The organism is Luteimonas abyssi (genome assembly GCF_001482195.1).
Classification (GTDB): domain Bacteria; phylum Pseudomonadota; class Gammaproteobacteria; order Xanthomonadales; family Xanthomonadaceae; genus Luteimonas; species Luteimonas abyssi.
In genome coordinates this window covers 278,955-303,425 of record NZ_KQ759763.1, presented here as the reverse complement: position 1 = coordinate 303,425, position 24,471 = coordinate 278,955, and the positions used below count along the sequence as shown (strand labels likewise).

The 24,471-nt window shown below is 68.3% G+C and carries 21 protein-coding genes; 13 read left to right on the top strand and 8 right to left on the bottom strand.

Annotated features, from left to right (window positions below):
• The first annotated feature begins 25 nt into the window (after positions 1-25).
• The gene (locus tag RG19_RS01140; RefSeq protein ID WP_058833652.1) at positions 26-286 is read left to right on the top strand and encodes a hypothetical protein; all 261 of its coding nucleotides are present in this window, start codon (positions 26-28) and stop codon (positions 284-286) included.
• Positions 287-466: 180 nt separating this feature from the next.
• On the opposite strand, the gene RG19_RS01135 is transcribed toward RG19_RS01140, so the two are convergent.
• The 6 genes from RG19_RS01135 to RG19_RS01110 form a co-directional block, all read right to left on the bottom strand.
• Positions 467-1,003: a hypothetical protein gene (locus RG19_RS01135; protein ID WP_157515122.1), complete on the bottom strand. Its 537-nt coding sequence runs from the start codon at positions 1,001-1,003 to the stop codon at positions 467-469.
• Positions 1,004-1,010: 7 nt separating this feature from the next.
• Positions 1,011-5,702 (bottom strand): RHS repeat-associated core domain-containing protein, encoded by a 4,692-nt coding sequence (locus RG19_RS01130; RefSeq protein WP_058833650.1) that lies wholly within the window; start codon positions 5,700-5,702, stop codon positions 1,011-1,013.
• Entirely contained in the window at positions 5,699-7,321 is a 1,623-nt protein-coding gene (locus RG19_RS01125; RefSeq protein ID WP_058833649.1) for a hypothetical protein, read from the bottom strand. The genes RG19_RS01130 and RG19_RS01125 overlap by 4 nt, the downstream gene beginning before the upstream one ends.
• A gap of 19 nt (positions 7,322-7,340) precedes the next feature.
• Positions 7,341-9,653, bottom strand: a complete 2,313-nt coding sequence (locus RG19_RS01120) for a type VI secretion system Vgr family protein (RefSeq protein ID WP_238376565.1) — start codon at positions 9,651-9,653, stop codon at positions 7,341-7,343.
• Between the two features lie 399 nt (positions 9,654-10,052).
• Positions 10,053-12,551, bottom strand: coding sequence for an ABC transporter permease (locus tag RG19_RS01115; protein ID WP_058833648.1), 2,499 nt, complete (start codon positions 12,549-12,551; stop codon positions 10,053-10,055).
• Entirely contained in the window at positions 12,548-13,285 is a 738-nt protein-coding gene (locus tag RG19_RS01110; protein WP_082672402.1) for an ABC transporter ATP-binding protein, read from the bottom strand. The genes RG19_RS01115 and RG19_RS01110 overlap by 4 nt, the downstream gene beginning before the upstream one ends.
• A gap of 200 nt (positions 13,286-13,485) precedes the next feature.
• Here RG19_RS01110 and RG19_RS01105 point away from each other — a divergent pair, with 200 nt between their 5' ends.
• The 11 genes from RG19_RS01105 to RG19_RS01055 all read left to right on the top strand — a co-directional run bounded on the left by RG19_RS01105 (position 13,486) and on the right by RG19_RS01055 (position 22,222).
• On the top strand, positions 13,486-14,190 hold the full coding sequence (locus RG19_RS01105) for an arylesterase (protein ID WP_082672401.1): 705 nt from the start codon (positions 13,486-13,488) through the stop codon (positions 14,188-14,190).
• A 205-nt stretch (positions 14,191-14,395) separates the two neighbouring features.
• Entirely contained in the window at positions 14,396-14,941 is a 546-nt protein-coding gene (locus RG19_RS01100; protein WP_058836338.1) for a DUF3016 domain-containing protein, read from the top strand.
• Between the two features lie 8 nt (positions 14,942-14,949).
• On the top strand, positions 14,950-15,234 hold the full coding sequence (locus RG19_RS01095) for a DUF4031 domain-containing protein (protein WP_058833647.1): 285 nt from the start codon (positions 14,950-14,952) through the stop codon (positions 15,232-15,234).
• A 165-nt stretch (positions 15,235-15,399) separates the two neighbouring features.
• Positions 15,400-16,173 carry a HipA family kinase gene (locus tag RG19_RS01090; protein ID WP_058833646.1) on the top strand — a complete coding sequence of 258 codons (774 nt, stop codon included), beginning with the start codon at positions 15,400-15,402 and terminating at the stop codon, positions 16,171-16,173.
• Positions 16,160-16,549 carry a DUF3037 domain-containing protein gene (locus tag RG19_RS01085; protein ID WP_058833645.1) on the top strand — a complete coding sequence of 130 codons (390 nt, stop codon included), beginning with the start codon at positions 16,160-16,162 and terminating at the stop codon, positions 16,547-16,549. Before RG19_RS01090 ends, RG19_RS01085 begins: the two co-directional genes overlap by 14 nt.
• A gap of 223 nt (positions 16,550-16,772) precedes the next feature.
• The gene (locus tag RG19_RS01080) at positions 16,773-17,144 is read left to right on the top strand and encodes a BON domain-containing protein (RefSeq protein ID WP_058833644.1); all 372 of its coding nucleotides are present in this window, start codon (positions 16,773-16,775) and stop codon (positions 17,142-17,144) included.
• A 196-nt stretch (positions 17,145-17,340) separates the two neighbouring features.
• Entirely contained in the window at positions 17,341-17,715 is a 375-nt protein-coding gene (locus RG19_RS01075) for a YciI family protein (protein WP_058833643.1), read from the top strand.
• A gap of 226 nt (positions 17,716-17,941) precedes the next feature.
• A complete protein-coding gene (locus tag RG19_RS01070; RefSeq protein WP_238376564.1) occupies positions 17,942-18,796 on the top strand; it encodes a cytochrome c oxidase subunit II in 855 nt (284 codons plus the stop codon).
• Complete coding sequence (gene ctaD / locus RG19_RS01065) at positions 18,793-21,321, top strand: cytochrome c oxidase subunit I (protein WP_157515121.1); 2,529 nt, start codon at positions 18,793-18,795, stop codon at positions 21,319-21,321. The genes RG19_RS01070 and ctaD overlap by 4 nt, the downstream gene beginning before the upstream one ends.
• A complete protein-coding gene (locus RG19_RS01060) occupies positions 21,321-21,692 on the top strand; it encodes a hypothetical protein (protein ID WP_058833642.1) in 372 nt (123 codons plus the stop codon). Before ctaD ends, RG19_RS01060 begins: the two co-directional genes overlap by 1 nt.
• Positions 21,692-22,222: a DUF2231 domain-containing protein gene (locus RG19_RS01055; protein ID WP_058833641.1), complete on the top strand. Its 531-nt coding sequence runs from the start codon at positions 21,692-21,694 to the stop codon at positions 22,220-22,222. The genes RG19_RS01060 and RG19_RS01055 overlap by 1 nt, the downstream gene beginning before the upstream one ends.
• Positions 22,223-22,251: 29 nt before the next feature.
• Here RG19_RS01055 and RG19_RS01050 read toward each other — a convergent pair whose 3' ends face one another.
• Entirely contained in the window at positions 22,252-22,704 is a 453-nt protein-coding gene (locus tag RG19_RS01050) for a YybH family protein (protein WP_058833640.1), read from the bottom strand.
• Positions 22,701-23,378, bottom strand: a complete 678-nt coding sequence (locus RG19_RS01045) for a glutathione S-transferase family protein (RefSeq protein ID WP_058833639.1) — start codon at positions 23,376-23,378, stop codon at positions 22,701-22,703. Before RG19_RS01045 ends, RG19_RS01050 begins: the two co-directional genes overlap by 4 nt.
• A 183-nt stretch (positions 23,379-23,561) precedes the next feature.
• Between RG19_RS01045 and RG19_RS01040 the strand changes: the two genes are divergently transcribed.
• Positions 23,562-24,470, top strand: coding sequence for an AraC family transcriptional regulator (locus tag RG19_RS01040; RefSeq protein ID WP_157515120.1), 909 nt, complete (start codon positions 23,562-23,564; stop codon positions 24,468-24,470).
• Position 24,471: the final 1 nt, after the last annotated feature.

The following is a 24,471-nucleotide window of genomic DNA, read 5'->3' as shown; positions in this document are numbered from 1 at the left end:
ATCTCTTCCGCACAGGACATCCCACATGCGCGCACTCTTCGTCGGAGGCCCCGTCGACAATGGCGAGGTCGATCTGGAAGGCGACACCCCGCCGGTCCATTACCCGCCCGATACCGGCTCCGGCGCGACCCGCTACCGGCTGCGCCGCCTGGGCCACCAGGATGGCGAGATCGCCTACGCCGTCTATGGTGCGCCGGAACTGCCGGACGCTGAAGTCGCTCGCATCAGTGAAGAGCGCGCGTATGCGCGCCGGTTCAACGCCGAGGAAAGTACCGCCGACGATTAGACGTTCGGCTGGAGGGGCGCTGACTGGCGGAGCGGGTCTGCCGACCCGCTCCGTACAGCACGAGTGGGGCAGGTGGGCGTGCGGCCGGCGACTGCCTTCGCTTGGATCCGGAAAACAGTGGAGGTGCGCCGGTCTCTCAATGCATGACAGCCCGTGCCAGTCGACGGCCTCGATACGGCCTCAATACTGCATGTACTCCACTCGCAGTTTTTTATCGACGATCAGCGCGACCAGCGCACCGGACGCAACGATGAAGTCCCTGAACGCCTCGTCGCGGGCCAGATAGAAGTCCGGCACTGATGGATCGAACACGGGATCGGTCAGTATCCGGATACCACCGATGTCCGAGAACAGCGACCTATCGACGTCGATCAGCGCCAATGCCTTCAACCGCAGCGCGAAGAAATCGACAGTCCCTCCATTAAGATGCAACTGCGCCTCGACGACGTCGATGTCGTTCGCAAAGTGGACAAGCGCCTCGTCTCTGAACGCCTGTGAGACAAGAGGCACTCCCTTCGTCGTCTGCAAGTAATCCGGCGCAGCCTTGCGGAAGGCCTGGATGCTCACATCCACGTCGACATCCACGCGGGCGATCTCGATCGCCTCGGTGACTCCGTCGACGAAGTACCCGGTCCCGTATTCGTCCTCTCCTCGCATTGCGATCGAGAAATCACCGAACCGGCTCGGACTCAAGAGTTGGAAACATCCTTCGGCCATCAATGTGCTACCTCGCGCACGTAACCCGACCCGTCCGGGTTCTCTGTCTGAGACTGAACTGGAACTGCCTGAATGCCGCCCTCGCCTCGGAGGAGCTCCTGCCCTGAAGGCCGGCCATGAGTTGGCGGAGTTCGCGGGCGACGCGCTGATTGTATGCGGTATGCATCGGATGGAAGCCGCGATGCAAGCCCATGTTGGGATACTGCGCCGGCCTCGCGGACGCGAATCGCGGCATGTACATCATGTTGTGTGCACCGTTGACATCCGCCATGGTCAGACCCAGTTGCGTCAACTGCGGCATGAAGTCGCGCCAGACCGCGAAGGGCACGAGATGTTGCCTCTCCCAGCCACGCATGCCCGGCATCCAGGGCGGCATCCTGTGAACGCCGGTGGCCGGGTCGATCTTCGCCTTGGCCAGACCGAGCGGGTCGATCCACTGCTGCCCGTTGGGACCGTACTGGTACGGATTCATGCCACCCAGCAGACCGATGGGATCGCGTCCCACGTACTGTCCCGTGTGGGGGTCGTAGTATCGATATCTGTTGTAGGACAGTCCCGTTTCTTCGTCGAAGTACTGCCCCTGGAATCGGAGCGGATTGTCGATACTGCTCCCGCCCGCATCGGCCATGAGGCCCCAGGCGGTCAAGGTGCCCGACCATACGATCTGCCCGGACGAGCCGCTCAATCGGAAAGGGCATCCATTGGGATCCACATGAAAATGAAACACGCGGTTCGTTGTGTTCGACTGGGCGTCTTCGGTTGCGCCCGGCCGCGGACGGGGGAGCGCCGGAACGTCCTTGCGCCGACCCGCAGGACCCGCCACCGCCTCGACCTCGCGACCGCCGTTCCCAGGCCGTGGGATGCCGGCCCCGGGAGCGACATCGCCGCCCAGCACGGTCTCTTTCCCACGTCCCCCGTCCAACACGCGGCCCGCCCCCAACACCGCCCCCGCCCCGCCCAGGACAAGGCCCGACGCTGGGCGATCCCCTAGGGCGACGTGCTGTGCGGATGCCCGCAGGTGCAGTCCCCCCGGCAGGCCCAGCCCGGAGGTGCCGGGATCGGCTGGCACGCCCCGTCCAGCCGTGGCTTGCGGCGCCGCTCCAGGCAGGTCCCGCGAGGACGCCGATCCGACGGGGCCCGAATGCGGCTTCTGCGCATCATCTACGGCGATGTTCTGACTCGACGTGCCCATGGCGACAGGGGGATCGATCAACGCCAACGGCACGAAGGTCCCCGGGTAGTACACGTACTCCCGCGTGCGCGCATGCAACGCCTTCAACCGGTCCCGCCGCTTGCGAGCCCCCGCCAGATCGGCCACGTTGCCGACCCACAGCGGCGCGGCCTCGGGGTCGTCGTTGGCCTGCTTCACTTCGCCCAGCAGGGCGTCGCCGTCCCAGTAGAACCACGTGGTGTGGGTGGGATTGCGCTTGAACACGCGCCGGCCCAGCGGGTCGTAACCGTAGGTGGTGGTCTGGCCGCCGCGGCGACTCTCGGCCAGGCGATGGTTGGCGTCCCAGACCAGGTCCAGATCGCCGGCATCCGGGCCGCCGGGGCGGCCCTTGCGGATCAGGTCGCCGGCGCGGTCGAACACGTAATGCACGCCCTCGTAGGTGCCCTCGCGCGTCCACTGGACCTGATCCTCGTCCTCGCCGCCCACCACCTTGCGCAGCTTCACCTCGTGGATTCGGGTCTGCAGGCGGTCGCCGGCCGGATCGTTGAAGAAGCGTTCCACGCGCGATTTCGGATCGGTGTGCTGCAGCAGCCGGCCGAGGATGTCGTAGCGGTATTCGTCGGTGCCCTGCTGGCTGTCGGCGCGCCGGGTGAGGTTGCCGGCGGTGTCGTAGCCGTAGGCGGTGTCGAACAGCGGCGCGACATCGCGCAGGACGCGCTGCGCGGTCAGCAGGTTGCGCGCGTCGTAGTCGAAGCGACGCTGGACGTGCTCGCCAAGCTGTTCGTGGGTGGCACGACCGAGCGCGTCCCGCTCGATACGGATCGGCGCTTCGTCGTCGATGCCGATCTCGATCACCTGCCCGCGCAGGTCGTAGGTGCACGCGACCCGATGGCCCGCGCCGGTCTCGCGCAGCGTGCGGTTGCCGTCGGCGTCGTACCCGCATGTCACCGCAAAGCCGTCCTGAACCTCTTCGACCAGGCGTCCGGCGGGATCGAACCGGCGCACGGCATGCCGGCTGGGATTGCGCAGTTCGACCAGTTGCCCGAGCGCGTCGTACTTGAAGCCCTCGGTCACCTGCCGACCCGGCTGCCGCAGATCCGGTAACCGCTTGCGGACGATGCGACCCAGCGGATCGGTGTCGAAGCCGATCCGCTGTCCGAGCGGGTCGATAGTGGCGCGCAAGCGGCCTGCGGCGTCGTACTCGTAGCGACGCGCCTGGCCCCAATAGTCCACTTCCTCGACGATGCGTCCCAGCGCATCGCGCTTGAGTTCGTGACGTTCGCCGCGCTGATTGGTCAGTCCGACCAGCTGCTCTTCGGTGTCGTAGTGGTACTCCACCGTATGCCCGTCCGGCTGGATCCGCTTGGCGATCTGGCCGATGCCCACGTACTGCAACCGGGTCTGTGCGCCGGCCTCGTCCACATAGCGGATCAGTTGATCCTCCGCGTCGTATTCGCAACGCACCTGCCCGCCGCCCGGCGAACGCACGTCCAGCAGCCGGCCCTTGGCGTCGTAGCTGTAGGTCGTCACCTGGTCGAGCGGATCATGCTGTTGCAGCAGCCGGCCCAGCGCGTCGTGGTCGAACCGGCTGGAATGGCCCATCGGATCGATCACACCCGCCAATTGCCCGTGCCGGTCGTACTGGATCCGGGTGATCGCCCCACGGGCGCTCGCATGCACGATCAACTGCCCATGGGCGTCGTAGTCGTAGCGCGTCGTCGCGCCGAGCGGATCGACCTGCTCGCGCAACAGCCCGCGCGCATCGCTGTGCTGGCGCCAGGCATGGCCACCCGGGTCGGTCACCGTCACGAGGTTGTCGTCGGCGTCGTACTCGCTGACCACGGCGGTGCCGTCGGGCTGGACCAGACGGGTCTGGTTGCCACGCGCATCGTAGGCGAACTCGGTGCGCAGGCCCATCGGGTCGACGATGGCGGTGGTTCGCCCGTAGTCGTCGTACTCGAAGACCGTCACGCCATCGAGCGGATCGATCTCGCACAGGGGCAGGCGGTACGCGTCGAACTTGACGATCGAGACGTGGCCGAGAGAATCGGTGATCTCGACGTCGTTCAGCACATCGTCGTAGCGGAAGCGATAGTCGTAGAGACCATGATCGCCCCAGGCGTGGACGACCTGCCAACGCGCGTTGTAGGCGTAGCTGAAGGACAGCCCCAGGCGGTCGGTGTGCCGGACCATGCGGTGCTGCACATACTCGAACGTGCGCTCGGCGCCGAGCGGGTCGATGGCGGCGACCAGGTCGCCCGCGGCGTCGTAGCGATAGCGTACGAGCGGATGGTGCAGACCGCTCTGCGGATCGAACAACCGCAGACCTTCGATGCGGCCGTGGCGGGCGTCCACCTCGATGTAACGCCCCTGCAACGGCGTGCCGTCCGCATCCGTGCTACCGCTTTCGACGATGCGGACCAGGTGCCCGTCCTTGCGCTCGAACCGCCAGTGATTGCCGCAGCGATCCTCGATGCGTGCGATCTGCAGCACCCGCGGGCCGATGGCGGCGACACCGGCCGGCGCCGCGATGAAGCACTGGATCAGGCCGTCCTTGGTCCGCACCCGCCATTCGTCGCCGGCCGCGCCACGGTGGAGTTCCAGACGGGCGCCGTCGATGGGCTCGACCACGTCGCCGTCTTCGGGCGCGCCGGGGCGCTCGGGAAACACGCTGACGCCGCCCAGACCGTGCAGCAAGACGACGTCATCCGCCGCGTCGAACTCCAGCCTGACATCGGCCGGGCTCTGCCAGCCGTGCCCGCATGCACCCTCGTACCGATCGCCCGAAGCGTATTCGCGCGTCCACGTCAGTGGCAGGCGTCCGGGCACCACGAAGTCCTCGTGCACCACCGAGACGCTGCCGTCGCGGATATCGACCGGCTCGGCACGCAGGACGTTGCACTTGAGGTTGCCCGGCTTCATGTTGCGGAACGCGTGCTGCCGGAACCGCCGGAACGCCGCACCCGCACGCTGGGTGAGCCGGAACGTCCGGTTGAGCTTGCCCAGGAGGGCGAATCCTCCCCGCATCAACACCGCGAGCAGCGATACCGTGGGTGGCCCGCCGACGACGACATTGTTCGGGATCGCCACGTTGAGCGTGGTCGGCAGCACCAGCGACAGCTTCTTCGGCTTCGGCTTGTTCGGTCGCACGGGGGCGATCATCCCGAACGCCTGACAGCTGAGCACCGGCATCGTCAGCCGCGAGAACGGCAGGCCGTCGGCCGCCACCGTCTTGCTGCCCATGAAGATCTCGTCGTCGAAATGCGGCCCCGTGGGCAATTTGGGCGCGAAGGCCGGATGGAAGAGGCCCAGCGGGATGTGGATGTCCAGCCCCATGCTGGCCGCCGACGCGCGCTTGACGCCGTTGACGTGGGTCTTGGCGCCGATCACCGGGATGTAGTCGAACGGATCCATGACGATGCCGATGTGTGGCGTCGGCAATGGAATCGGCAGCGGTAACGGCGGAAACACGTACATGTGGATGTCGATCCCCAACTGGGGATCGAAATGCTTGGCGGCGACCGTCATGCCGTCTTCTCCATGGCGATGGGCTCCGCGGCGGCCGTCCCGGCGCCGTCGTCTTCGAGGGAGGCCGCATCCGGCAACTGCGCGTACTCCGGCAATGCCTCCCAGGTGGCCGGCTCGGCATCGAGCGGATGCTTGATGTCGGGCAGCCCGTTCCAGCCGTCGTGCAGATAGTCGCGCCCGACGGATACGATCTTGCGGAACATTTCGTTGCCACCGGCGATCAGGCGCTCGCGCTCCTGGCGCGATGCATCGAACGCCTGCCCGAAGCGATCTTCCATCCGTGCCTCGATCCGCCGGATCGCCTTCGGGTCCGGCTGCTGGCCGAGACGCGAGGCGTCGCGTTCGGCCTCGGCCTGTGCGTCGGCGACACGGCGCTGGTAGCCCTCCGCCACGGCTTCGAGCCTGCCGGTACGCGAGGCGTCCTCCAGCCGCAGCATGTCCTGCAGCAGCAACGGCAACGTGGTCATGGGGCGGTCGTCGGGGGCCATGTCGCGAGCGTCGCGGAGACCGCGCAGGTAGTGTCCCTGCGCCGGCCCGTGCTGACGCGCGCGCGCCAGGCAGAAGCCGGCCATGCGTTGCCCTTCCAGGGCGAACATCGGGTTGGGCACGCTGCGCGCGGCCTCCGCACCGCCCAGATAGGCCTCGGCCGCACGTTCGGGCTGGTCGGCCAGGAACCACGCACCGCCTTCACCGAACCAGGCCTGCATCACCAGGTGCAGGCCGGCCGGGTTGCCCGCCGCGTGCGCCTGCGCGCCGTTCTCGCGCGCGGCGCGATAGCGGGCGATCGCCTTGGCGGTGTCGCGCTCCTTCAGGTGCGCGCCGGCGACAGTCATGTTCAGCGCGGCCTGCTGGTCGTGCCACCCCTGCCGCGCCGCCAGCGCCAGGGCCCTGTCCGCACGCGAGGCCGCCTGTGCGGCGGAGCCCTTTTCGGTGGCCGCCAGCACGTCGGTGAACATCTGCCGGTAGGCGACCGCGGGGCCCGCGCCGCCGGCCTGCGCGGCGGTCTCGCGGGCGATGTCGAACATGTCGATCGGCGCCTCCACGATCCGGACGTGATCCGGATGCCGCGCCTGCAGGGCGTCCCAATGCGGATTGTCCGCATGATCGACGAGCGCCAGCCGGATCGGCGCGTCCGCGATGGCGCCGACCGCATGATCGATCCAGTGCCCGAACGCTTCCACCCCCAGGACCTGCGACGGCATCAATACCGGCACGAAGAACCGCATCCGTGCGCGATGGTGATCGGCGAACGACGCGAACATGCCCACGACGCCGCTGGCCGAGTCGGACCAGGTCTCGTGCGCGCCGCGCCAGCCGATGCCGACCCCCTGGTCGATCAATGTCTCGCGGCTGTTGGCGTAGCCCTCCCACAACGCGTCGATCAGCGCGCGGCTGTAGCCGAAACCGGTGTCGAATGCGGTATCGAAGGTCACGAACAGATCGGGCGTCAACGCCTCGTCCGCCTGCCGGTGCGCTTCGAAGAACGCGCCCAGCATGGCATCGGCGTTCGGAGGAATCCGCCAGACCACCACGCGCAGATCCGGGGTCTGCGCCACCTCCAGCCACAACCGCGCCAACAGGTCGATCCGCTTCTCGACCGGGCTCACGGGATCACCCATGCGTGCTCTCCCGCGCCGATCAGGCGTTCAGATTGATCTTGGCGCCATTGATCGTGACACCGCTGGCGTCGATCACGATGGTCGAACCACCGGAGCTGATGACGATCTCGCCGCCGGTGATCGAGATCCCCGACGACTCGCCTACACCGATCGCCACCTCGCTGGCCGCGCCCAATGCCATCGTCCCGCCGGAGCCCATCGTCATGTCGCCGCCCGACGAGACCTCCATCGTGGTGGCGACGCCCTGTTCGAGCTTGCCGCCTACCGACACGGTGCGATCGCCCTGGTTGTTGTCGTCGACCTTTCCGCTGACGCCGCGCGTGTCGTCCCCGGTGACCTGGGTGGTACGCCCGGCGTCCAGCGTCTCGCTGACCAGGCCGGTGACATTGCGGGTCGAGGTGCCGGTGACCGTCTCGATCCAGGTACCGGTGCGGTTGCTGGTGAAGTCGCCGACCACCGAGGTTTCGTAGGGCCCGTTGATGGTTTCGGTATGCCCCACGTCCACCGTGACCGTCCGTCCGCCCTGCAGGGTTTCGGTGGTCGCACCGGTGACCGTGGTGGTGCAGGTGCCGGCGATGCTGGTGGTGCGCGCGCCGGTCACCCCGAGGCTGTCGTCGCCGGTCACCTCGATCCCGCGCGTGCCGCCGACCGCGATGTTCTGGTTCGCGCCCACGCTCATGCTGTGGTTGCTGGCGACGGATGTGCTCTTGTTGTTGTTGATGGTGGCGGTCTGGTCGTTCTGGACCGTCGTCGCCATGTCGCGCTGGGCATGCATGTTGAGCATCTGCTTGCCCGGCGAATCGTGCATGGTCAGCTCGTTGAACCCCTCGCCGTTGACCGTCTTGGATTTGATCCCGCTGACCTCCAGACCGAAGGGCGGCATGTTGTCCTCGTTGTAGACGCGGCCGACGATGATCGGGCGGTCCGGATCGCCATCGAGGAAATCCACCACCACTTCCTGGCCCACGCGCGGCACCGATACGCCGCCCATGTCGGCGCCCGCCCAGGGGCTGGCCACGCGCACCCAGCACGAACTGGACTCGCTGAACTGCCCCAGCCGATCCCACGGGAATTGCACCTTCACCCGGCCGTAGCGATCGGCATGGATGTCCTCGTGCGGAGGGCCGACCACGGTCGCGGTCTGCGGTCCCGGCATGCGCGGACGTGGCGTCGCGCGCACGGGGCGATAGGGGACCTTGCGACGCAGGCAGGTGACGGTGCAGGCATAGGCGACGTCGCCCGCCTCCTCCAGTCCGTCGCTGATGTTGTTGCGCATGTCGTAATCGGCGCGCACCACCAGAAAGCGACGCGCCTGCTCGTCGGTCTCGGTATGGTCGTAGTGACCACGCAGCAGGAAGTAGCGCCCCGGCTGCAGCATGCGATGGTTGCCGCTGCCTTCGAACAACTTGGTCTGCCAGGCCGTCTCCTCGGCACGCAACCCCGCCAGCGCCTGGCCGACATCGCTGTCGCCGTAACGCGCGGCCCCCTCATAGCGGTACGACTCCAGCCGCGCGAAGCGGCCGCAGGGCACGTCGAGCGGCTGATCGACCGACAATGCCGAACGCGGCTGCTTGAAGTCGAAGCTCTTCAGCGCCTGCAGCGTCGAGCCGATGCGGCGGCGCGCGACCCAGGTTTCCAGACCGTAATGCGGGTTGTCGTCGTCGGTCGCGTGATAGAGCACCTGCTCGTCGCCGTCGATCTGCGCGCAATCGGTACTGTCGTCGGCGAGCACCAGCGTGTGCCCGTCCTGGGTGTGCTCGAAACTGTAGTGGATGCCGGCGTCCTCGAGCAGCCGCGAGACGAACGCGAGATCGGATTCGTTGTACTGCACGCAGTACTTGAGCGGCGGATAGCGCGTCTTGTCGATATCGAAGCGGAATTGCGCAAGGTCCGCGTACGCCTCGAACACCTCGCCCACGATGTCCGGCACCGAGAGGTCCTGAAACACCCGGCAGTTGCTGGTGACGTCGAGGAAACTGAACCACGGCGCCAGCTCGAGCCGATAACGCGCCAGACCGCCGTCCATGCCGACGCGCGCGAACTCCCGCACGTAGCCGTGAAACACGCGATCGCCCACATCCTCGACCTTCGCGATCACGCACATCGGCTGCCCGATGACCTGCTTGAGCTCCAGCAGACCATCCAGCGACAGCATGTCGACGGTGAACCGGTAGGGCGTCGACAGCGCCTCGCTGCCCTGCACCCGATGGATGACGTAGGTGCCGTCCTCCACCGGCGCCCTGGCCCGGATCAGACGCGTGTCCTGCCCCAGCCGGGCCACCTTGGCCAGCATCTCCGACGTCGACTCGCCCCACGCACTCGCCTGCTTCATCGCACCACCACTCCCTGTGTCGGTCCGCGCACGATCGATCGCTCATCGTCCGCCGGATGAACTGCAGCTCCAACGCTCCCCCAAGCGCGCCCTCGGCGCAGACTCCCGACCCGGGCGCTGACGCGATGTGCGGAGGATAACCGGGCCCGGGATGCGGCTCGCCCGTTCAGCCAGGCGCGGCATGCGGATGGCCCGGACTATCCGTATTCAGGGTGTTGGTGACCAGTAGGGCGGACCCTAGCGGAAGGGCTGCAACGCCACCGCCATCGTTCTCCAGCCCTGTCCGCAGGCGCGGAGAACGTGACGGCCGGGGCGGCCCGACGGGGCAGGCCGGGTGCCCAGGGGCGGGATCGTGACAGCGGGCGACCAGCAGGCGGGCGTCCGTCCCGCACCAGGTGGCTAGCCCTGCAACTCCCGCAACGTCAACGCCGGAGGGGCGTCCACCACGCGGCGGGTGGCGATCATGCCGGCCAGCAGGGTCATCGCCATGCCCAAGACGCCGCCGAAGGCGGCCATGCTCCAGTTCGGCTGCCAGGGCAGGTCGAACACGCGGGTGGCGATGACGCCCGACAGCACCGAGGCGGCGATGGCCGCGACAAGGCCGGCCAGCAGGCCGATGGCGGCGAATTCGGTGGCCTGGGCCATGCGCAGTTGCCGGCGGCTGCCGCCGAGCACGCGCATCACCCCGCCCTCCAGCAGGCGTTCGTCCTGGCTGGCGCTCACCGCCGCCAGCAGCACCAGCACGCCCGCGACCAGCGAGAACCAGAACACCGCCTGCACCACCACCGACACCTGATCGGCCGTGGTGCGGACCTGCGCCAGCACCGCGTCGACATCGACTACCGACAGGTTCGGGAACGCGCCGACCAGATCCGCGGTGAAGCGGGTCTGCTCCGGCGGCACGCTCACCGCGGTGATGTAGCTGGCCGGGTAGCCGTCCAGCGCGCCGGGCGAGGCGAGCACGAAGAAGTTCGGCCGGAAGCTTTCCCAATCCACGCTGCGCAGGCTGGTGATCGGCGCCTCCAAGGGCTGGCCGGCGATGTCGAAGACGATGCGGTCGCCGACCTGCCAGCCGAGCTGGCTGGCGAAGTTCTCCTCCACCGAGAACTCCGGCGTGGCCGGCGTGCCGGTCCAGAACTGCCCGTCCACCACACGGTTGTCGTCGCGCAGATCGCCGGACATCGACAGGTTGAACTCGCGCTCGGCGCGGCGGCGGGTCTGCTCATCCTCGCCGGCATAGGTCTCGCCGGTCACCGGTTCGCCGTTGCGTGCAGCCAGGCGCGCGCGGACCATCGGAAACAGCTCCGGCGCCTCCAGACCGCGTTCGTCCATGAAGACGCGCACCGGGTCGAGCTGATGCGGTTGCACATTGACGATGAAACGATTGGGCGCATTCTCGGCCAGCTGCAGCTGCCAGCGGTCGAGCAGATCGGTGCGCACGAAGGTCAGCAGCAGCAACGCCATCAGGCCGAGCCCGAGCGCCGAGACCTGCGCGATGCTGGCCCCAGCGCGCCGACTCACATTCGCCAGACCATAGCGCAGGCCGCCGCGCAGACGCCCACGCAAGCGCCGCACCAGGGCGATCAACGCCCAGGCGATCGACGCCAGGACCGCCAGCGTGGCGAGAATGCCGCCGAGCATGGCGCCGGCGAGATCGGCCGAGCCGGCCTTCCACCACAACAAGGCGCCCAGGCCGACGAACCCGGCCAGGGCGACCGCGAGCGCCGCCGGCTCCACCGGGTCGAGATCGCGACGGATCACCCGCAATGCCGGTACGCGGCGCAGGGCCAGCACCGGCGGCGCACCGAAGGCCAGCAGCACCACCATGCCCACGCCGAGGCCTTCGAGCGCCGGCAGCCAGCCGGCGCCGGGAAGTTCCAGTTCGAGCGTGCGCGCGATCCAGCCGCCGACCGCCCACTGCAGGCCGAACGCCAGCACCACGCCGATCGCGCTGGCGAGGAGGCCAAGCAGCACCAGCTCGCCCACGTGGATCCCCACCAGCGTGCGCTGGCTCGCGCCGAGGCAGCGCATCACCGCGACGCCGGACAGATGGCGTTCGCTGTGCCGGCGCGCGGCCATCGCCACCGCGACCGCCGCCAGCACCACCGAGACCAGCGCCGCCAGGCCCAGGAAACGCCCGGCGCGATCGAGACCCGAGCGGATTTCCGGCCGCGCATCCTGGATGGTTTCCAACCGCTGGCCACGTCCGAGATCGTCGCGCAGACCGCCGGCGAAACGCTCCACGGCATCCTGGTCGCCGGCCACCACGAGCCGGTAGCGGATCCGGCTGCCTTCCTGCACCAGCCCGGTCGCCTCCAGGTCCGCGACGTTGAGGAAGACCTTGGGCGCGACATTGAAGTAATCGATCGAGGCGTCGGGCTCCTGGGTGACCAGGGCCGCCAGGCGCAACTGCGCTTCGCCCAGCGACACGGTGTCGCCGACCCGTGCATCCAGCGTGTCGGCACCCGCGCGGCTGAGCCAGACCGTGCCCGGCGCCGGAATGCCGTCCGCTTCGCGATCGTCGCCGTCGCCACGCTCGGCGATCCGGAACGCTCCGCGCAGCGGGTAACCCTCGCCCAGCGCGCTGAGGTCGCCCAGGCGCAGGTCGTCGCCGACGCGGATCATGCTGTCGAGCTCGACCGTCGCGGTGTGCTGCAGGCCGGCGGCATCGGCCGCGGCGGTCACCGCGGCGTCGATGGGGGCATCGGACCGCAGCACCGCGTCGCCGCCGAGCAGACGATTGGCCTGCTGCGTCAGCGCACGCTCGGCACGGTCGGTCACGAAACCCACCGCGCTCACCGCCAGCACCGCCAGCACCAGCGCGGCCAGCATGATGCGCACTTCGCCAGCGGCGAGGTCGCGGGCGAACTGGGTCCAGGCGAGGCGTACGGTCCTCATGCGTCCACCAGCCGCCCGCTGTCGATGCGCAGCACGCGGCCGCAGCGCGCGGCGAGGTGGTCGTCGTGTGTCACCAGCACCAGGGTGGTGCCGGCATCGGCATTCATCGCGAACAGCAGCTCGATCACCGATTGCCCGGTGCGGGTGTCGAGGTTGCCGGTGGGTTCGTCGGCGAACAGCAGCGACGGACGCGTCACGAAGGCGCGCGCCAGGGCGACGCGCTGCTGCTCGCCACCGGACAACTGGCGCGGGTAATGCCCCAGGCGCTCGCCCAGCCCGACCCGGGTCAGCTCCGCCTCGGCCGGTCCGCGCGCATCGGCGTCGCCGCGCAGCTCGAGCGGCAGCATCACGTTCTCCAGTGCGGTCAGCGACGGCAGCAACTGGAAGTTCTGGAACACGAAGCCGACCTTGTCGGCGCGCACGCGGGCACGACCGTCTTCGTCCAGTACCGACAGCGCGGTGCCGTCGAGTTCGATCTCGCCCGACGAGGGCAGGTCCAACCCGGCCAGCAGCGACAGCAGCGTGCTCTTGCCCGAACCCGACGCTCCGACGATGGCGACGGTTTCGCCCTGTGCGATGTCGAAGCCGATGCCGTCGAGAATCGTCAGCGCACTGTCGGGCAGGGCCACCCGCTTGCCGAGATCGCGGACGCGCAGGGCAGGCTGCCGGGCAGGCGCGGCGAATGCGGACGAGGCGTGGGCGGAGGCGACGGGCGCGGACGGCGAATCGGGCATGCGACTTCCTGGCATCGGTATGGAGGCGGGCGGCCGCTGGTGCGGATCTCGAGCCCGAACATGAACGACCGAGTGTACGGGCTCCCCGCGCGGGACCGCATGCCTGAAACTCGGGACGCTGCGCCCCGTTCACCGTGCGCTCGGTCTGGCGGAGGCCAGGCTGGGCTATCGTGTTCGTTCCCCACTTCGTGCACGCCTCCATGTCGTTCGTGTCTCCGTTCGCCGCTCGCCCGCATCGCGCCGCCGCCTGGCTGCTCGCCTGCCTCGCCCTGCTGACCTCGGCTGCAGGCTGGGCGCAATCGCCCGCGGCCACGCACACCGCGTCACCCCCCACCCGTACCCTGCTGGTGATGGGCGATTCGTTGAGCGCCGGCTACGGCATGGCCGCACATGAAGGCTGGGTCGGCCTGCTCGCAAGCGATCTGCGCGAGCAGCACCCCGACTGGCGCGTGGTCAATGCCAGCATCAGCGGCGAAACCACGGCCGGCGGCTCGGCGCGCATCGTCGACGCGGTCGTGCGCGAACGCCCGGCGGTGGTGGTGATCGCTCTCGGTGCCAACGACGGCCTGCGCGGCCTGCCGCTGCGCGAGATGCGCCGCAACCTCGCGCGCATGATCGGTGCATCGGAGTTCGTCGGCGCCCGCGTGTTGCTGGTCGGCATGCGCATGCCGCCCAATCTCGGCGCGGATTACACCCTGGGATTCGAAGGCGTCTATACCCAGCTCGCCGGGTTCTTCGACATCCCGTTGCTGCCGTTCCTGCTCGAGCCGATCGCCCTGGACCGTTCGGGCTTCCAGTCCGACAACATGCATCCGACCGCGGCCGTCCAGCCGGCCCTGCGCGATCACGTCTGGCGCGCGCTGGAGCCCCTAGTGGACGATGCCGATGCCGAACTCGCCCGATGAGCGCCTGGCGGTGAGCACGCGGCGCTGAGCGCATCGCCCGGTGAAACCGGGCCGAGGCGCGCCTCGTGCCGCTCCGGGCGGCCCTTGAAAGCCTGCCGGCCCGCTCGCACACTCGGGACCACGCACCCTTCCGATGGAGGCCACCGCGATGCGCGCCACGCACACACTCCAGGGCCACCGGCTCCTGCACCTGTCCGCGCTCCGGATGACCGGTGCCGTCCTGCTCGCCGCCGTGCTGGCCGCGTGCGGCAACATGCCGGCCCGCACCGTGACCAATCCAGACCTGCCGCGCGCCCTGCCCGAACTCGACCATGTCGCCGTGGCCTGGACCGATCCCAACGGCTTCACCGATCTCAGCCGCAGCGGCAACCGGGCCGAGGCACGGCGCGGCACGTGGGTGCAGGATCTGGCCGAACATCTCCAGAAGGCCGTCGCTGCACGCCTGCCCGAGGGCGAGCGCGCCGACATCACCATCACCGACATTCGTCGCGCGGGCGATTACGAGCCCTGGCGCGGCCCGGATTTCGATCGCGTCCGCATGATGCGCGACATCCACTGGCCGCAGCTCATCCTGACCCTGCGCCGGACCACGGCCTCCGGGCAGGTGATCGAGGACGGCGAGCGGATCCTGCGCGACCCGGCCTACCTCACCTCCGGCATCGGCGCCGGGCGCACCAGCCAGCCGCTGTACTACGAGAAGCGCATGATCGACGACTGGGTCCGCCGCGAGTTTCCGGCGCCGGCACGCTGACGCCGGGCATGGCGGTGTACGTGGACGATGCGGTCACCCTGTGGCGTGGCCGCCGCTGGGCGCACCTGATGGCCGACACGCTCGACGAACTGCACGCCTTCGCAACGCGACTGGGGATGCCCAGGCGCGCGTTCCAGAACAAGACCAGCGGCGCGCATTACGACATCCCCGCCGACCTGCGCGAGATCGCCTTGTCGCTGGGCGCCGTGGCGATCTCGCGCCACCAGGATCGCGCGCAGGTCCGCGCCGTGATCGCCCGTGCCCGTGCACAGGGGCGCGGCGAAGCCGACTGACGCGCCCCCTGGCGCCACCGGCATGCCGCCCGCCAGGGACGGCACCCGCAATTCCGCGCACCGCCTCGCGTCGCTCGTGCGTATCGCGACGACCGCGCGATCCCGCTCCGCAGGGCGGGCCTTCGTGCGACACGACGACGACGCGAACCGCTATCCTGCGCGGCGATGACATCGCGCACCGTCCAGATCACCCGCTATGTGGCGCCGCTGCGCGAGGGCGGCTCGATGCCGGCCGTGGTGGAAGCCGACGACGACGGCATGTACGTCCTCAAGTTCCGCGGCGCCGGCCAGGGTGCGAAGGCTTTGGTCGCGGAATGGATCGCCGGGCGCATCGCGCAGACGCTGGCGCTGCCGGTGCCCGAACTCGTGTTCGCCGAACTCGACCCGGTGCTGGCGCGGACCGAGGGCGACCCGGAGATCCAACACCTGATCCAGGCCAGCGGTGGCCTCAACCTCGCGCTCGATTACCTGCCCGGTGCGATCAACTTCGATCCGCTCGCCTGGGATCCCGATGCCGCACTCGCCTCGCGGATCGTCTGGTTCGATGCCTACGTCAGCAATGTCGACCGGACCGTGCGCAATCCCAACCTGATGCTGTGGCACCGGCGGCTGCATCTGATCGACCATGGCGCGTCGCTGTACTTCCAGCACGGCTGGGACGGCGACACCGGCCGCGCGACCGCAGCGTTTCCGTTGATCCGCGATCACGTCCTGCTGCCGTGGGCCGACGACATCGCCGCGGCGGATGCCGACTGCGCATCGCGTCTGGACGATGCCGTGATCGCCGACATCGTGGCCGCCCTGCCCGATGCCTGGCTCGAAGGGCCGGATGCGTTCGGCTCACCTCGGGCACAACGCGACGCCTACGTGACCTGGCTGACGCGTCGCCTGCACGGCCGCGAGGCGTTCGTCGAGGAGATCCGCCGTGCACGGGGCTGACACCTACGACTACGCCGTGATCCGGGTGGTGCCGCGGGTCGAGCGCGAGGAGTTCATCAACGTCGGCATCCTGTTGTCGTGCGAACGCCTGCGCTGGCTGGAAGCCCGCATCGAACTCGATCCCGCGCGGCTCCTGGCGCTGTGTCCCGGCGCGGACGTGGATGGCATCGCACGCGCGCTGGCGGCGATTCCCCGTCTCTGCGCCGGCGGCGCGGAAGCAGGGCCGATCGGCCTGCTGCCGCATCGCGCGCGCTTCCATTGGCTCACCGCGCAACGCAGTGCGGTCGTGCAGACCTCGACCGTGCACATGGGCCGCTGTCACGCGACCCCCGACGCGACCTTGGAGCATCTGATGCGACGCATGGTGCGGATCTGACGCGCACGCCGTCGCGAATCGCTCGCCGTTCGCTGCTGCGGGCAATCTTCGCCGAACCGTCGTGCCGTCAGTAATCGTTTCCAACGGTGTCCGCTCAGCCTGCGTTCCCGCTCGTGAGCGGTTTTGCCCGGTTTTTTCACGAATCGGGCGTTCGCGGTCACGCGTCGTGAACGGTCGTGGCGGAACACTCGGTCCCACATTCACTGCACGAGGCAACACCGCCATGAATCGTTTCCGCACCCAGAACGCCGCTCTTGCCGTCGCCCTGTCCGCTGGCCTGATGTTCGTCGCCGGTGGCGCGATGGCTCAGGATCAGGAGCCGACCAACACCGATCGCATGGCGGCGGCGGACTCCGACCAGCCCGTCAACGACACCTGGATCACCACCAAGGTGAAGTCGAGCCTGGTCGCCGACTCCGACGTGGCGGGCACCGACATCCGCGTCGTGACCACCAATGGCGTCGTCGCGCTCTCGGGCAACGTCGACACCCAGATGCAGGCCGACAAGGCCGTCGAGATCACCCAGGAGATCGAGGGCGTGGTCCGCGTGGACAACACCGACCTGACGGTGGCGAGCGCGCACGCCGCCAACTGACACCTCGTTCCATACCGCCTGTCTGCATGACGGGTGAAGAACGCGGCGCCCGACGGCGCCGCGTTTTTTTTGGCCGCACTCAGACACGCAATACTTCGGGCCGCCGGCATCGCCCGTGCACGGCATATCGGATGGCGGATGCGCAACGCCGCGAAGCGCACTATCCTCGCCGCTCACCGTTCCCGGATCGCCCTCGATGCAGTATCTCCTGCTGGTGTACATCGACGAAGACAAGCTCGCCGCCCTGCCCGAAGGCGAATTCGACACCATGATGCGCGACTGCCTGCTCAAGGCCGACCGGCTGCGGGCCGAAGGCACCCTGCTCGGCTTCCAGCAACTCGAATCGCCGGCCACCGCACGCAGCGTGCGAGTGCACGACGGACGCACCACCATCACCGATGGCCCGTTCGCGGAAACCCGCGAAGTGCTCGCCGGGTTCAACCTGATCGAGGCGGACAGCCTGGACGAGGCGGTGCGGATCGCCGAAGGGTTCGCTTGGTCGAAGACCGGTTGCATCGAGATCCGCCAGGTCCGCGACGTGGCCGCGGTACGCGCACGCGTCGGCGCCTGACGCAGATCGCCCCGGAGCAAGGGCGCCTGTCGCCCGAGTCCGTGGCCATTCCTCGCGGTGATCATCGGCCCGCGGACGATTCCGGGCGTCCGATACAGGCACGTGATCGCCGCATTCACATCGTCTGCCCGCGTCGCCCTTTAGCGTTGTACCGCGTCCTCATCCGACGGCGCGGGGACCTGCTGAGGACGATCGGACAGCCATGCGGCGCAGCCATCGCATTTTCTTGACCGCATGCGCTGCGGTGTTCGTGTCCGTCGGTTGTACGCGTGGTCCGCAATCCACGCTCGATCCCGCCGGCCCGTCCGCGGAAGCGATCGCACAGACCTGGTGGTTGATGGCCGGGCTGTTCGGATCGGTCTGGCTGCTGGTGATGGTCTTCGTGTGCTGGGCGCTGTTTCGCGGCCGCAATACGCGTGCGCTGTCGCAGCCGGTTCGATTGATCGTGGTCGGCGGGCTGGTGCTGCCGACCACCGTGCTGGTCGGCCTGCTCGCGTGGGGCACCTGGATCAGTGCCCGCGTCACCGGCGTCGGCGTGCAGCCGGAACATGTGATCGACGTGTTCGCGCGTCAGTGGGAATGGGACTTCCGCTACCTCGACGCCGACGGCGCCGTACGTGCCCGCAGCGGCACCACCCTGCACCTGCCGCGTGGCGAGATGGTGGAGTTCCGGATCCACAGCGAGGACGTGGTGCACAGCTTCTGGATTCCGCGCCTCGGCGGCAAGATCGATGCCGTCCCCGGCCGCGTCAACGTCCTGCGGCTCCGCGTGGACGACGACGGCGGGCGACCGATGCGCGGCCAATGTGCGGAGTTCTGCGGGCTCGAACACACCCATATGATCTTCGCGGTGGATGTCATGCCGCCCGATGCGTGGCTCGCCTGGCGCGACGGCGGTGGAGACGCCGATGCCACCGACACCGGACGTGGCGATGGGTCCGGTGCAGGTGCACGCGCTGGCAATGCTGCCGATGCACTGCGCGCGCGCACGCGTGCCAGGCATGCCGTCGGCATGGGATCCGACGCCGCGCGCGAGCCGGATGTCGTGCCATCGGCAACCGACGTGGAGACGGGCCCATGACCTCCGCCGCCCAGGGCCCCGGCCACATCGACGAGACCGAGAACCGCCGCCGCCTGCAGGCGCTGGCGCGCATCTGGGGCAACGCGCCTGGACTGATCGGCCAGCTCACCGCGGTCAACCACAGCACCATCGCACTGCGTTTCATCCTGACCGGCTTCGCCTTCCTGCTGGTCGGCGGGATGCTGTCGATGTTCATCCGCCTGCAACTGGCCTGGCCCGGCCTGGAGGTGCTCGATCCCGAGCGCTACAACCAGTTCGTGACCATGCACGGCACCACGATGATGTTCCTGTTCGCGGTGCCGATCATGGAAGGCTTCGCGATGTACCTGGTGCCGAAGATGCTCGGCGCGCGCGACCTGCCGTTCCCGCGGATGTCGGCGTTCGGCTGGTGGTGCTACCTGTTCGGCGGGTTGTTCCTGTACTCCAGCTTCCTGTTCGGCGCCGCACCGGACGGCGGCTGGTTCATGTACGTGCCGCTCACCGATGCGACGTATTCCCCGGGGCTGGGCGCGGACTTCTGGCTGATCGGGGTGACGTTCGCCGAGATCGCCGCGGTCACCGCGGCGGTGGAACTCATCGTCGCGATCCTGATCACCCGCGCGCCGGGCATGAGCCTGCAGCGCATCCCGTTGTTCTGCTGGGCGATCCTGGTGATGGCCTTCATGATCGCGTTCGGCTTCCCGCCGCTGATCCTGGCCAGCATCCTGCTGGAGATCCAGCGCGCGTTCGACTTCGCGTTCTTCGAGGTCGCCCGTGGCGGCGATCCGCTGCTGTGGCAGCACCTGTTCTGGCTGTTCGGGCACCCGGAGGTCTACATCATCTTCCTGCCGGCCTCGGGCGTGATCTCGATGCTGGTGGCGACGTTCGCGCGCCGGCCTGTCGTCGGCTACACCTGGATCGTGCTGGCGCTGGTCGGCACCGGCTTCCTCAGCTTCGGGCTGTGGGTGCACCACATGTTCACCGTCGGCATCCCGCTGCTGGCGCTGGCGTTCTTCAGCGCGGCGAGCATGGCGGTGGCGATCCCGATGGGCATCCAGACCTTCGCCTGGATCGCCACGCTGTGGGCGGGACGACCGGTCTTCCGTCTGCCGATGCTGCACCTGTTCGGGTTCTTCTTCGTGTTCGTGCTGGGCGGGCTGACCGGGGTGATGCTGGCCTTCGTCCCGTTCGACTGGCAGGCCCACGACACCCACTTCGTGGTCGCGCATCTGCACTACGTACTGATCGGCGGGCTGATGTTTCCGATGTTCGCCGGTCTGTACTACTGGCTGCCGCTGGTCAGCGGCCGGATGCCGTCGGAGAGCATCGGCCGCACCGCGTTCTGGATGGTGTTCATCGGCTTCAATCTCGCCTTCCTGCCGATGCACCTGACCGGCCTGCTCGGCCTGCCGCGACGGGTCTACACCTACCCGCTCGACCTCAATGTGCACTGGCTCAACCTGCTGTCGACGGCGGCCGGTTTCGTGCTCGCCGTGGGCATGGTGGCGATCCTGATCGACGTGGCATTGTCGTTCCGCCACGGACATCGTGCCCGCCAGCGCAATCCGTGGGACGCCGGCACCATGGAGTGGGCGCTCGCGTGGCCGGTCCCGCAATACAACTTCGCCTCCGTACCGAAGGTCGACGACCGCTATCCGTTGTGGACCACGCCGGCGCTGGCCGACGACAGCGCGCGCGCCGACGGCCTGCTCGGCGATCCCCGCGACGGTCGCCGCGAAGTCCTCGGCACCGGCCTGCTCGGCGCCGAGCCCGAGCAGGTGATCCGCGTGTCCACCTCCACCTGGTGGCCCCTGCTGGCGGCGCTCAACATCGCCGCCCTGCTCGCCTGCTTCATCGGCAAGGTCTACTGGGGCGCGGCCCTGCTGGTGTTGCCACTGCTCGGCCTGTTCGGCGCCTGGTTGTGGACCACCGGCGACCGCCACGCGCCGCGCGCGCTCGACATCGGCGACGGCCGCGTCCTGCCGACGCAGTACGGCGCGCGCAACGCGCCGGGTTGGTGGGCGCTGGTGATCGCGCTGCTGATCGACGGCTCGCTGTTCGCGTCGCTGGTGTTCGCGTACTTCTATCTCTGGCTGGGCACGCCGGCGTGGCCGCCCGAAGGCATGACGATCGGTCCGCTCGGCCTGCCGCTGGCGGCGCTGACGCTGCTCGCGGCGCAAGGCGCCGCCACCTGGTGGGCCGGACGCGCGTTGCGGCGCGGCACGTCCGCCGTGCCCGCACTGCTGGCGACCGCCGCACTCGGTGCCGTCATGGCGATCGTGCATGTGAGCGCGCTGGCCGATCCCGTCGGGCCGCCGCAGGCCCACGCCTACGCCTCGGTGGTGTGGACGCTGGTCGGCTTCCACCTGGTGCACGTGGTCGTGGCGGTACTGGTGTCCGGCTTCGTCGCGGCACGCGCGCGCGCCGGTTACGTGGATGCCGCCCGCCCCCTGGAAGCCCGCATCGCCACCGGCCTGTGGCGCTACACCGTCGGCATCGGCATCGTCGCCTGGATCGTGATCCACATGTTTCCGAGGGTGATCTGATGGCGCCGCCGCTGCCCTTCCGGCTGATCGGCATCGCCGCGCCGCTGACGGTGTGGGCGCTGCATTTCGTCGCCGTCTACAGCCTGCAGGGCGTGGCCTGCGCTGAACATGTCTTGCGCGAGCGCTTCGCCGGTGCCGAGCTCGCCACCTGGCTGTTGATCGCCTTCACGCTGCTGGCCTACGCCGGCATCGCCGCCCTCGGCCTGCAGGCGTGGCGTGCATGGCACCCACTTCGTCGGCGGCCACAGTCCGATGCGACAGAACGGCGGCACCGGTTCGTCTCGGCCGTCGCCGGCCTCGCCGCCGTGCTCGCCCTCATCGCGGTGACCTTCACCACCGTGCCCGTCCTCATGCTGCCGCCCTGCGCCTGATGCGAAAGACTCTCGAACAACCCCGGCCCGACACCACCAGCCACACCGTGCGCAGTCGGGTGGCGATCGCCAAGCATCCGCTGCACCCGATGCTGGTGGTCTATCCCATCGCGCTGCTGAGCCTGGTGTTCCCGGCCGACATCCTCACGCTCTGGCTGGGGCAGCCGTTCTGGGCGCAGACCGCGTACTGGATGAACGTCGTCGGCCTGGCCTTCGGTGTGCTGGCCGGCGTCGTCGGCACCGCCGACATGTTCCTGATCAAGGTGGTGCGCCGACACGTCTCGGCCTGGAACCATTTCATCGTCGCGGTGATGGTGCTCGCCATGGCCGGGCTGGGTGTGTGGCTGCGCGCACCCGACCCGGTCGCCGCGGTGTGGCCGTGGGGCCTGCTGCAGTCGGGCATGTTGATGCTGCTGGTGATGAGCGCCGGCTGGCTGGGCGGCACACTCAGCTTCCGCCACGGCATCGGCGTGTACGGCGAGGGCAATCCGCATGTGCATGCAAGCGACGAGCAGCCGCCTGCGGAGTAGCCGCCGCACCGGGCCCGGCCGCCGCTTTCTCAGCTTGTCGACTGTAGGTCAGCCACGCCGGTGGCGATGTCGACCGGGAACGAGGCGTGCTCGTGGACGACGCGCCAGTGTCCCTCGCGCTTGCGCCAAATGTCCGTGACGCGGACAACAAGGTCGACCGCCTGGCCGTTTCTGGTGCGGAAGGCGACGTGCATGATCGCCCAGGACCAGGCCGCATCAGGCGCGAGGATCTGCGTGTGGATCTCTCGGTAGTCGCAGGTCATCGCCTCGTCGATATCGTCGAGCGAGGCAGCAAAGTTCTGCCTGAGCTGCGCCAGCGTCGTGAGGCGAGGCGGCGAGTAGTCGAAAAGGAAGACATCGTTACCCTCATCGAACAACGCCATCAGGCGATCGACGTCACCGGCCTCCACATCAGCGGCCGCCGCTCGCAGCGTTTGCTCGATAGCCGCCGAATCGCCGGTCCCAATGGTGGCCATGGTCATGCGCCCGAGCCGCCGGCACTGGCGTGGATGAGGCGCACGGGCTGCTGGGCGGCAGAAACCGATGGCCTTTCGCTCATGCGCGTGAACCAGCCGGCGACGTTCGTCCGGTCCGGCGGGTTCAACCACGGAATCGCATCCTTCATGGTGAACATGAACGCAAACAGGAGGATGTCCGCCAGGCCTGGACGCTCGCCGAAGAAGAAGCTACGGCCCGCAAGGTCCTGGTCCAGGCGGCCGAACCCCTGCTCGGCGATGCGCCGGTTTGCCTCGCGACCTGCCGATTGCGTCACCCGATGGCCGCGATAGAACGCGTCGGCATCCTCGCTGCCACGCCACCAATCGATGAATCGTTGTGCGGCCTCCAGATCCACTCGTCGCGTCCACATCCGCGTGGCCGCGCGCTGCTCGGCGGTCTGGCCAACCAGGCTCGGCCCGGTGGCCGCGACCTCATCGAGATACTCGCAGATCGCGGTGATCTCGGTCAGCACGGTACCGTCATCCAACCGCAGGGCCGGGACCTCGCCACGCGGGTTGACCGAGAGGTATGGCTCGCTACGATTTGCCAGGTTCAACAGATCGACGGCCTCTACCTCCAGGGACAAGCCTCCTCTCTCGGCGATGAACAAGCGGACTGTGAAAGGGTTGGGGGACACGCCACCGTCGTAGAGCTTCATGGGTTCCGTTTCTCGCTATGGCGCCGAAGGCTCGGCATTTCGCCGCAGATTAGGGACACACGCCCGGGCAGTCGTGCCCAAATCCCTGCGTTGGATGCACAATCTTCCAGATCTGACCTATGCTGGATCGACACGTCCGCGCTTGGGCCTCCTCGGCCGTTGTGCCCGGTAGAGGAGACGATCATGTTCACCGCGTTAAAGCGTTCCGTGGAAGCGGCGCTGAGGGATCATCCGGGCAAGGACGGTGTGGCGAGAACCGTGTTGCCGGGCCTGACCGTCATCCGCTCCGAGAACCAGTCCCTGCCGATGCAGGTGCTCTATAAGCCAGTGCTAGCCATCGCGATCCAGGGGACCAAGCAGGTGTCCGTTGGCGAGCGCGTCTTCCGGTATGCCGATGGCCAGGCATTGGTGGTCGGCATCGACGTGCCCGCATTTGCCAGTGTCACGCGCGCCAGCCCGGCCGAACCATACCTGGGGCTTGCCCTGGAGCTCGATTTCGCGCCAATGCGTGATGCGGCGGACACGATGACATCGCCGCCGCCGGCGATATCGCCGGGCAGAGGCGGCGGAATCTTCGTGTATGACTGCCCGGCGGAGGTCATGGATTGCCTGACCCGGCTGCTTGCGCTTGCGAAGAAACCGGAAGCCATTGCGGCCATCCAGCCGCTGATCCTGCGCGAACTCTGCTACTGGATGCTTTCCGGCCCGCAGGCACAGGACGTGCGTGGCCTGGTGTTTGCCAAAGGTGCCGTTCGGCGCGTACTCGAAGCCGTGCACGCCTTACGGCAGCACTATCAGCAACCGATCCGGATGGAGACGCTTGCTGCGGCAGCCGCGATGAGCCCAGCATCGTTCTACCAGCATTTCAAGGCGCTGACCTCGATGACGCCGCTGCAATACCAGAAGCAGATGCGGCTGCTGGAGGCGCGCTCCCTGCTTGCCGAGCATCCCGGCAACATTGCTCAGGTGGCCTACACGGTCGGCTACGGAAGCGTGTCCCAGTTTCATCGCGAGTACAAACGCGCGTTCGGAGAATCTCCGAGAAATGACATCGTGACGCCGGAACAGGGGTCAGGGTGCACTTCGACATAGA

Excerpts from the sequence above, each read along its gene's own strand:
- RG19_RS01080 (WP_058833644.1), top strand. The coding sequence starts at position 16,773 with ATGAATCGTTTCCGCACCCAGAACGCCGCTCTTGCCGTCGCCCTGTCC.
- RG19_RS01135 (WP_157515122.1), bottom strand. The coding sequence starts at position 1,003 with ATGGCCGAAGGATGTTTCCAACTCTTGAGTCCGAGCCGGTTCGGTGAT.
- RG19_RS01095 (WP_058833647.1), top strand. The coding sequence starts at position 14,950 with ATGGCGGTGTACGTGGACGATGCGGTCACCCTGTGGCGTGGCCGCCGC.
- RG19_RS01105 (WP_082672401.1), top strand. The coding sequence starts at position 13,486 with ATGTCGTTCGTGTCTCCGTTCGCCGCTCGCCCGCATCGCGCCGCCGCC.
- RG19_RS01040 (WP_157515120.1), top strand. The coding sequence starts at position 23,562 with ATGTTCACCGCGTTAAAGCGTTCCGTGGAAGCGGCGCTGAGGGATCAT.
- RG19_RS01055 (WP_058833641.1), top strand. The coding sequence starts at position 21,692 with ATGCGAAAGACTCTCGAACAACCCCGGCCCGACACCACCAGCCACACC.
- RG19_RS01050 (WP_058833640.1), bottom strand. The coding sequence starts at position 22,704 with ATGACCATGGCCACCATTGGGACCGGCGATTCGGCGGCTATCGAGCAA.
- RG19_RS01075 (WP_058833643.1), top strand. The coding sequence starts at position 17,341 with ATGCAGTATCTCCTGCTGGTGTACATCGACGAAGACAAGCTCGCCGCC.
- RG19_RS01090 (WP_058833646.1), top strand. The coding sequence starts at position 15,400 with ATGACATCGCGCACCGTCCAGATCACCCGCTATGTGGCGCCGCTGCGC.
- RG19_RS01120 (WP_238376565.1), bottom strand. The coding sequence starts at position 9,653 with ATGAAGCAGGCGAGTGCGTGGGGCGAGTCGACGTCGGAGATGCTGGCC.
- RG19_RS01130 (WP_058833650.1), bottom strand. The coding sequence starts at position 5,702 with ATGACGGTCGCCGCCAAGCATTTCGATCCCCAGTTGGGGATCGACATC.
- RG19_RS01115 (WP_058833648.1), bottom strand. The coding sequence starts at position 12,551 with ATGAGGACCGTACGCCTCGCCTGGACCCAGTTCGCCCGCGACCTCGCC.
- RG19_RS01060 (WP_058833642.1), top strand. The coding sequence starts at position 21,321 with ATGGCGCCGCCGCTGCCCTTCCGGCTGATCGGCATCGCCGCGCCGCTG.
- RG19_RS01100 (WP_058836338.1), top strand. The coding sequence starts at position 14,396 with ATGACCGGTGCCGTCCTGCTCGCCGCCGTGCTGGCCGCGTGCGGCAAC.
- RG19_RS01140 (WP_058833652.1), top strand. The coding sequence starts at position 26 with ATGCGCGCACTCTTCGTCGGAGGCCCCGTCGACAATGGCGAGGTCGAT.
- RG19_RS01045 (WP_058833639.1), bottom strand. The coding sequence starts at position 23,378 with ATGAAGCTCTACGACGGTGGCGTGTCCCCCAACCCTTTCACAGTCCGC.
- RG19_RS01110 (WP_082672402.1), bottom strand. The coding sequence starts at position 13,285 with ATGCCCGATTCGCCGTCCGCGCCCGTCGCCTCCGCCCACGCCTCGTCC.
- RG19_RS01125 (WP_058833649.1), bottom strand. The coding sequence starts at position 7,321 with ATGGGTGATCCCGTGAGCCCGGTCGAGAAGCGGATCGACCTGTTGGCG.
- ctaD (WP_157515121.1), top strand. The coding sequence starts at position 18,793 with ATGACCTCCGCCGCCCAGGGCCCCGGCCACATCGACGAGACCGAGAAC.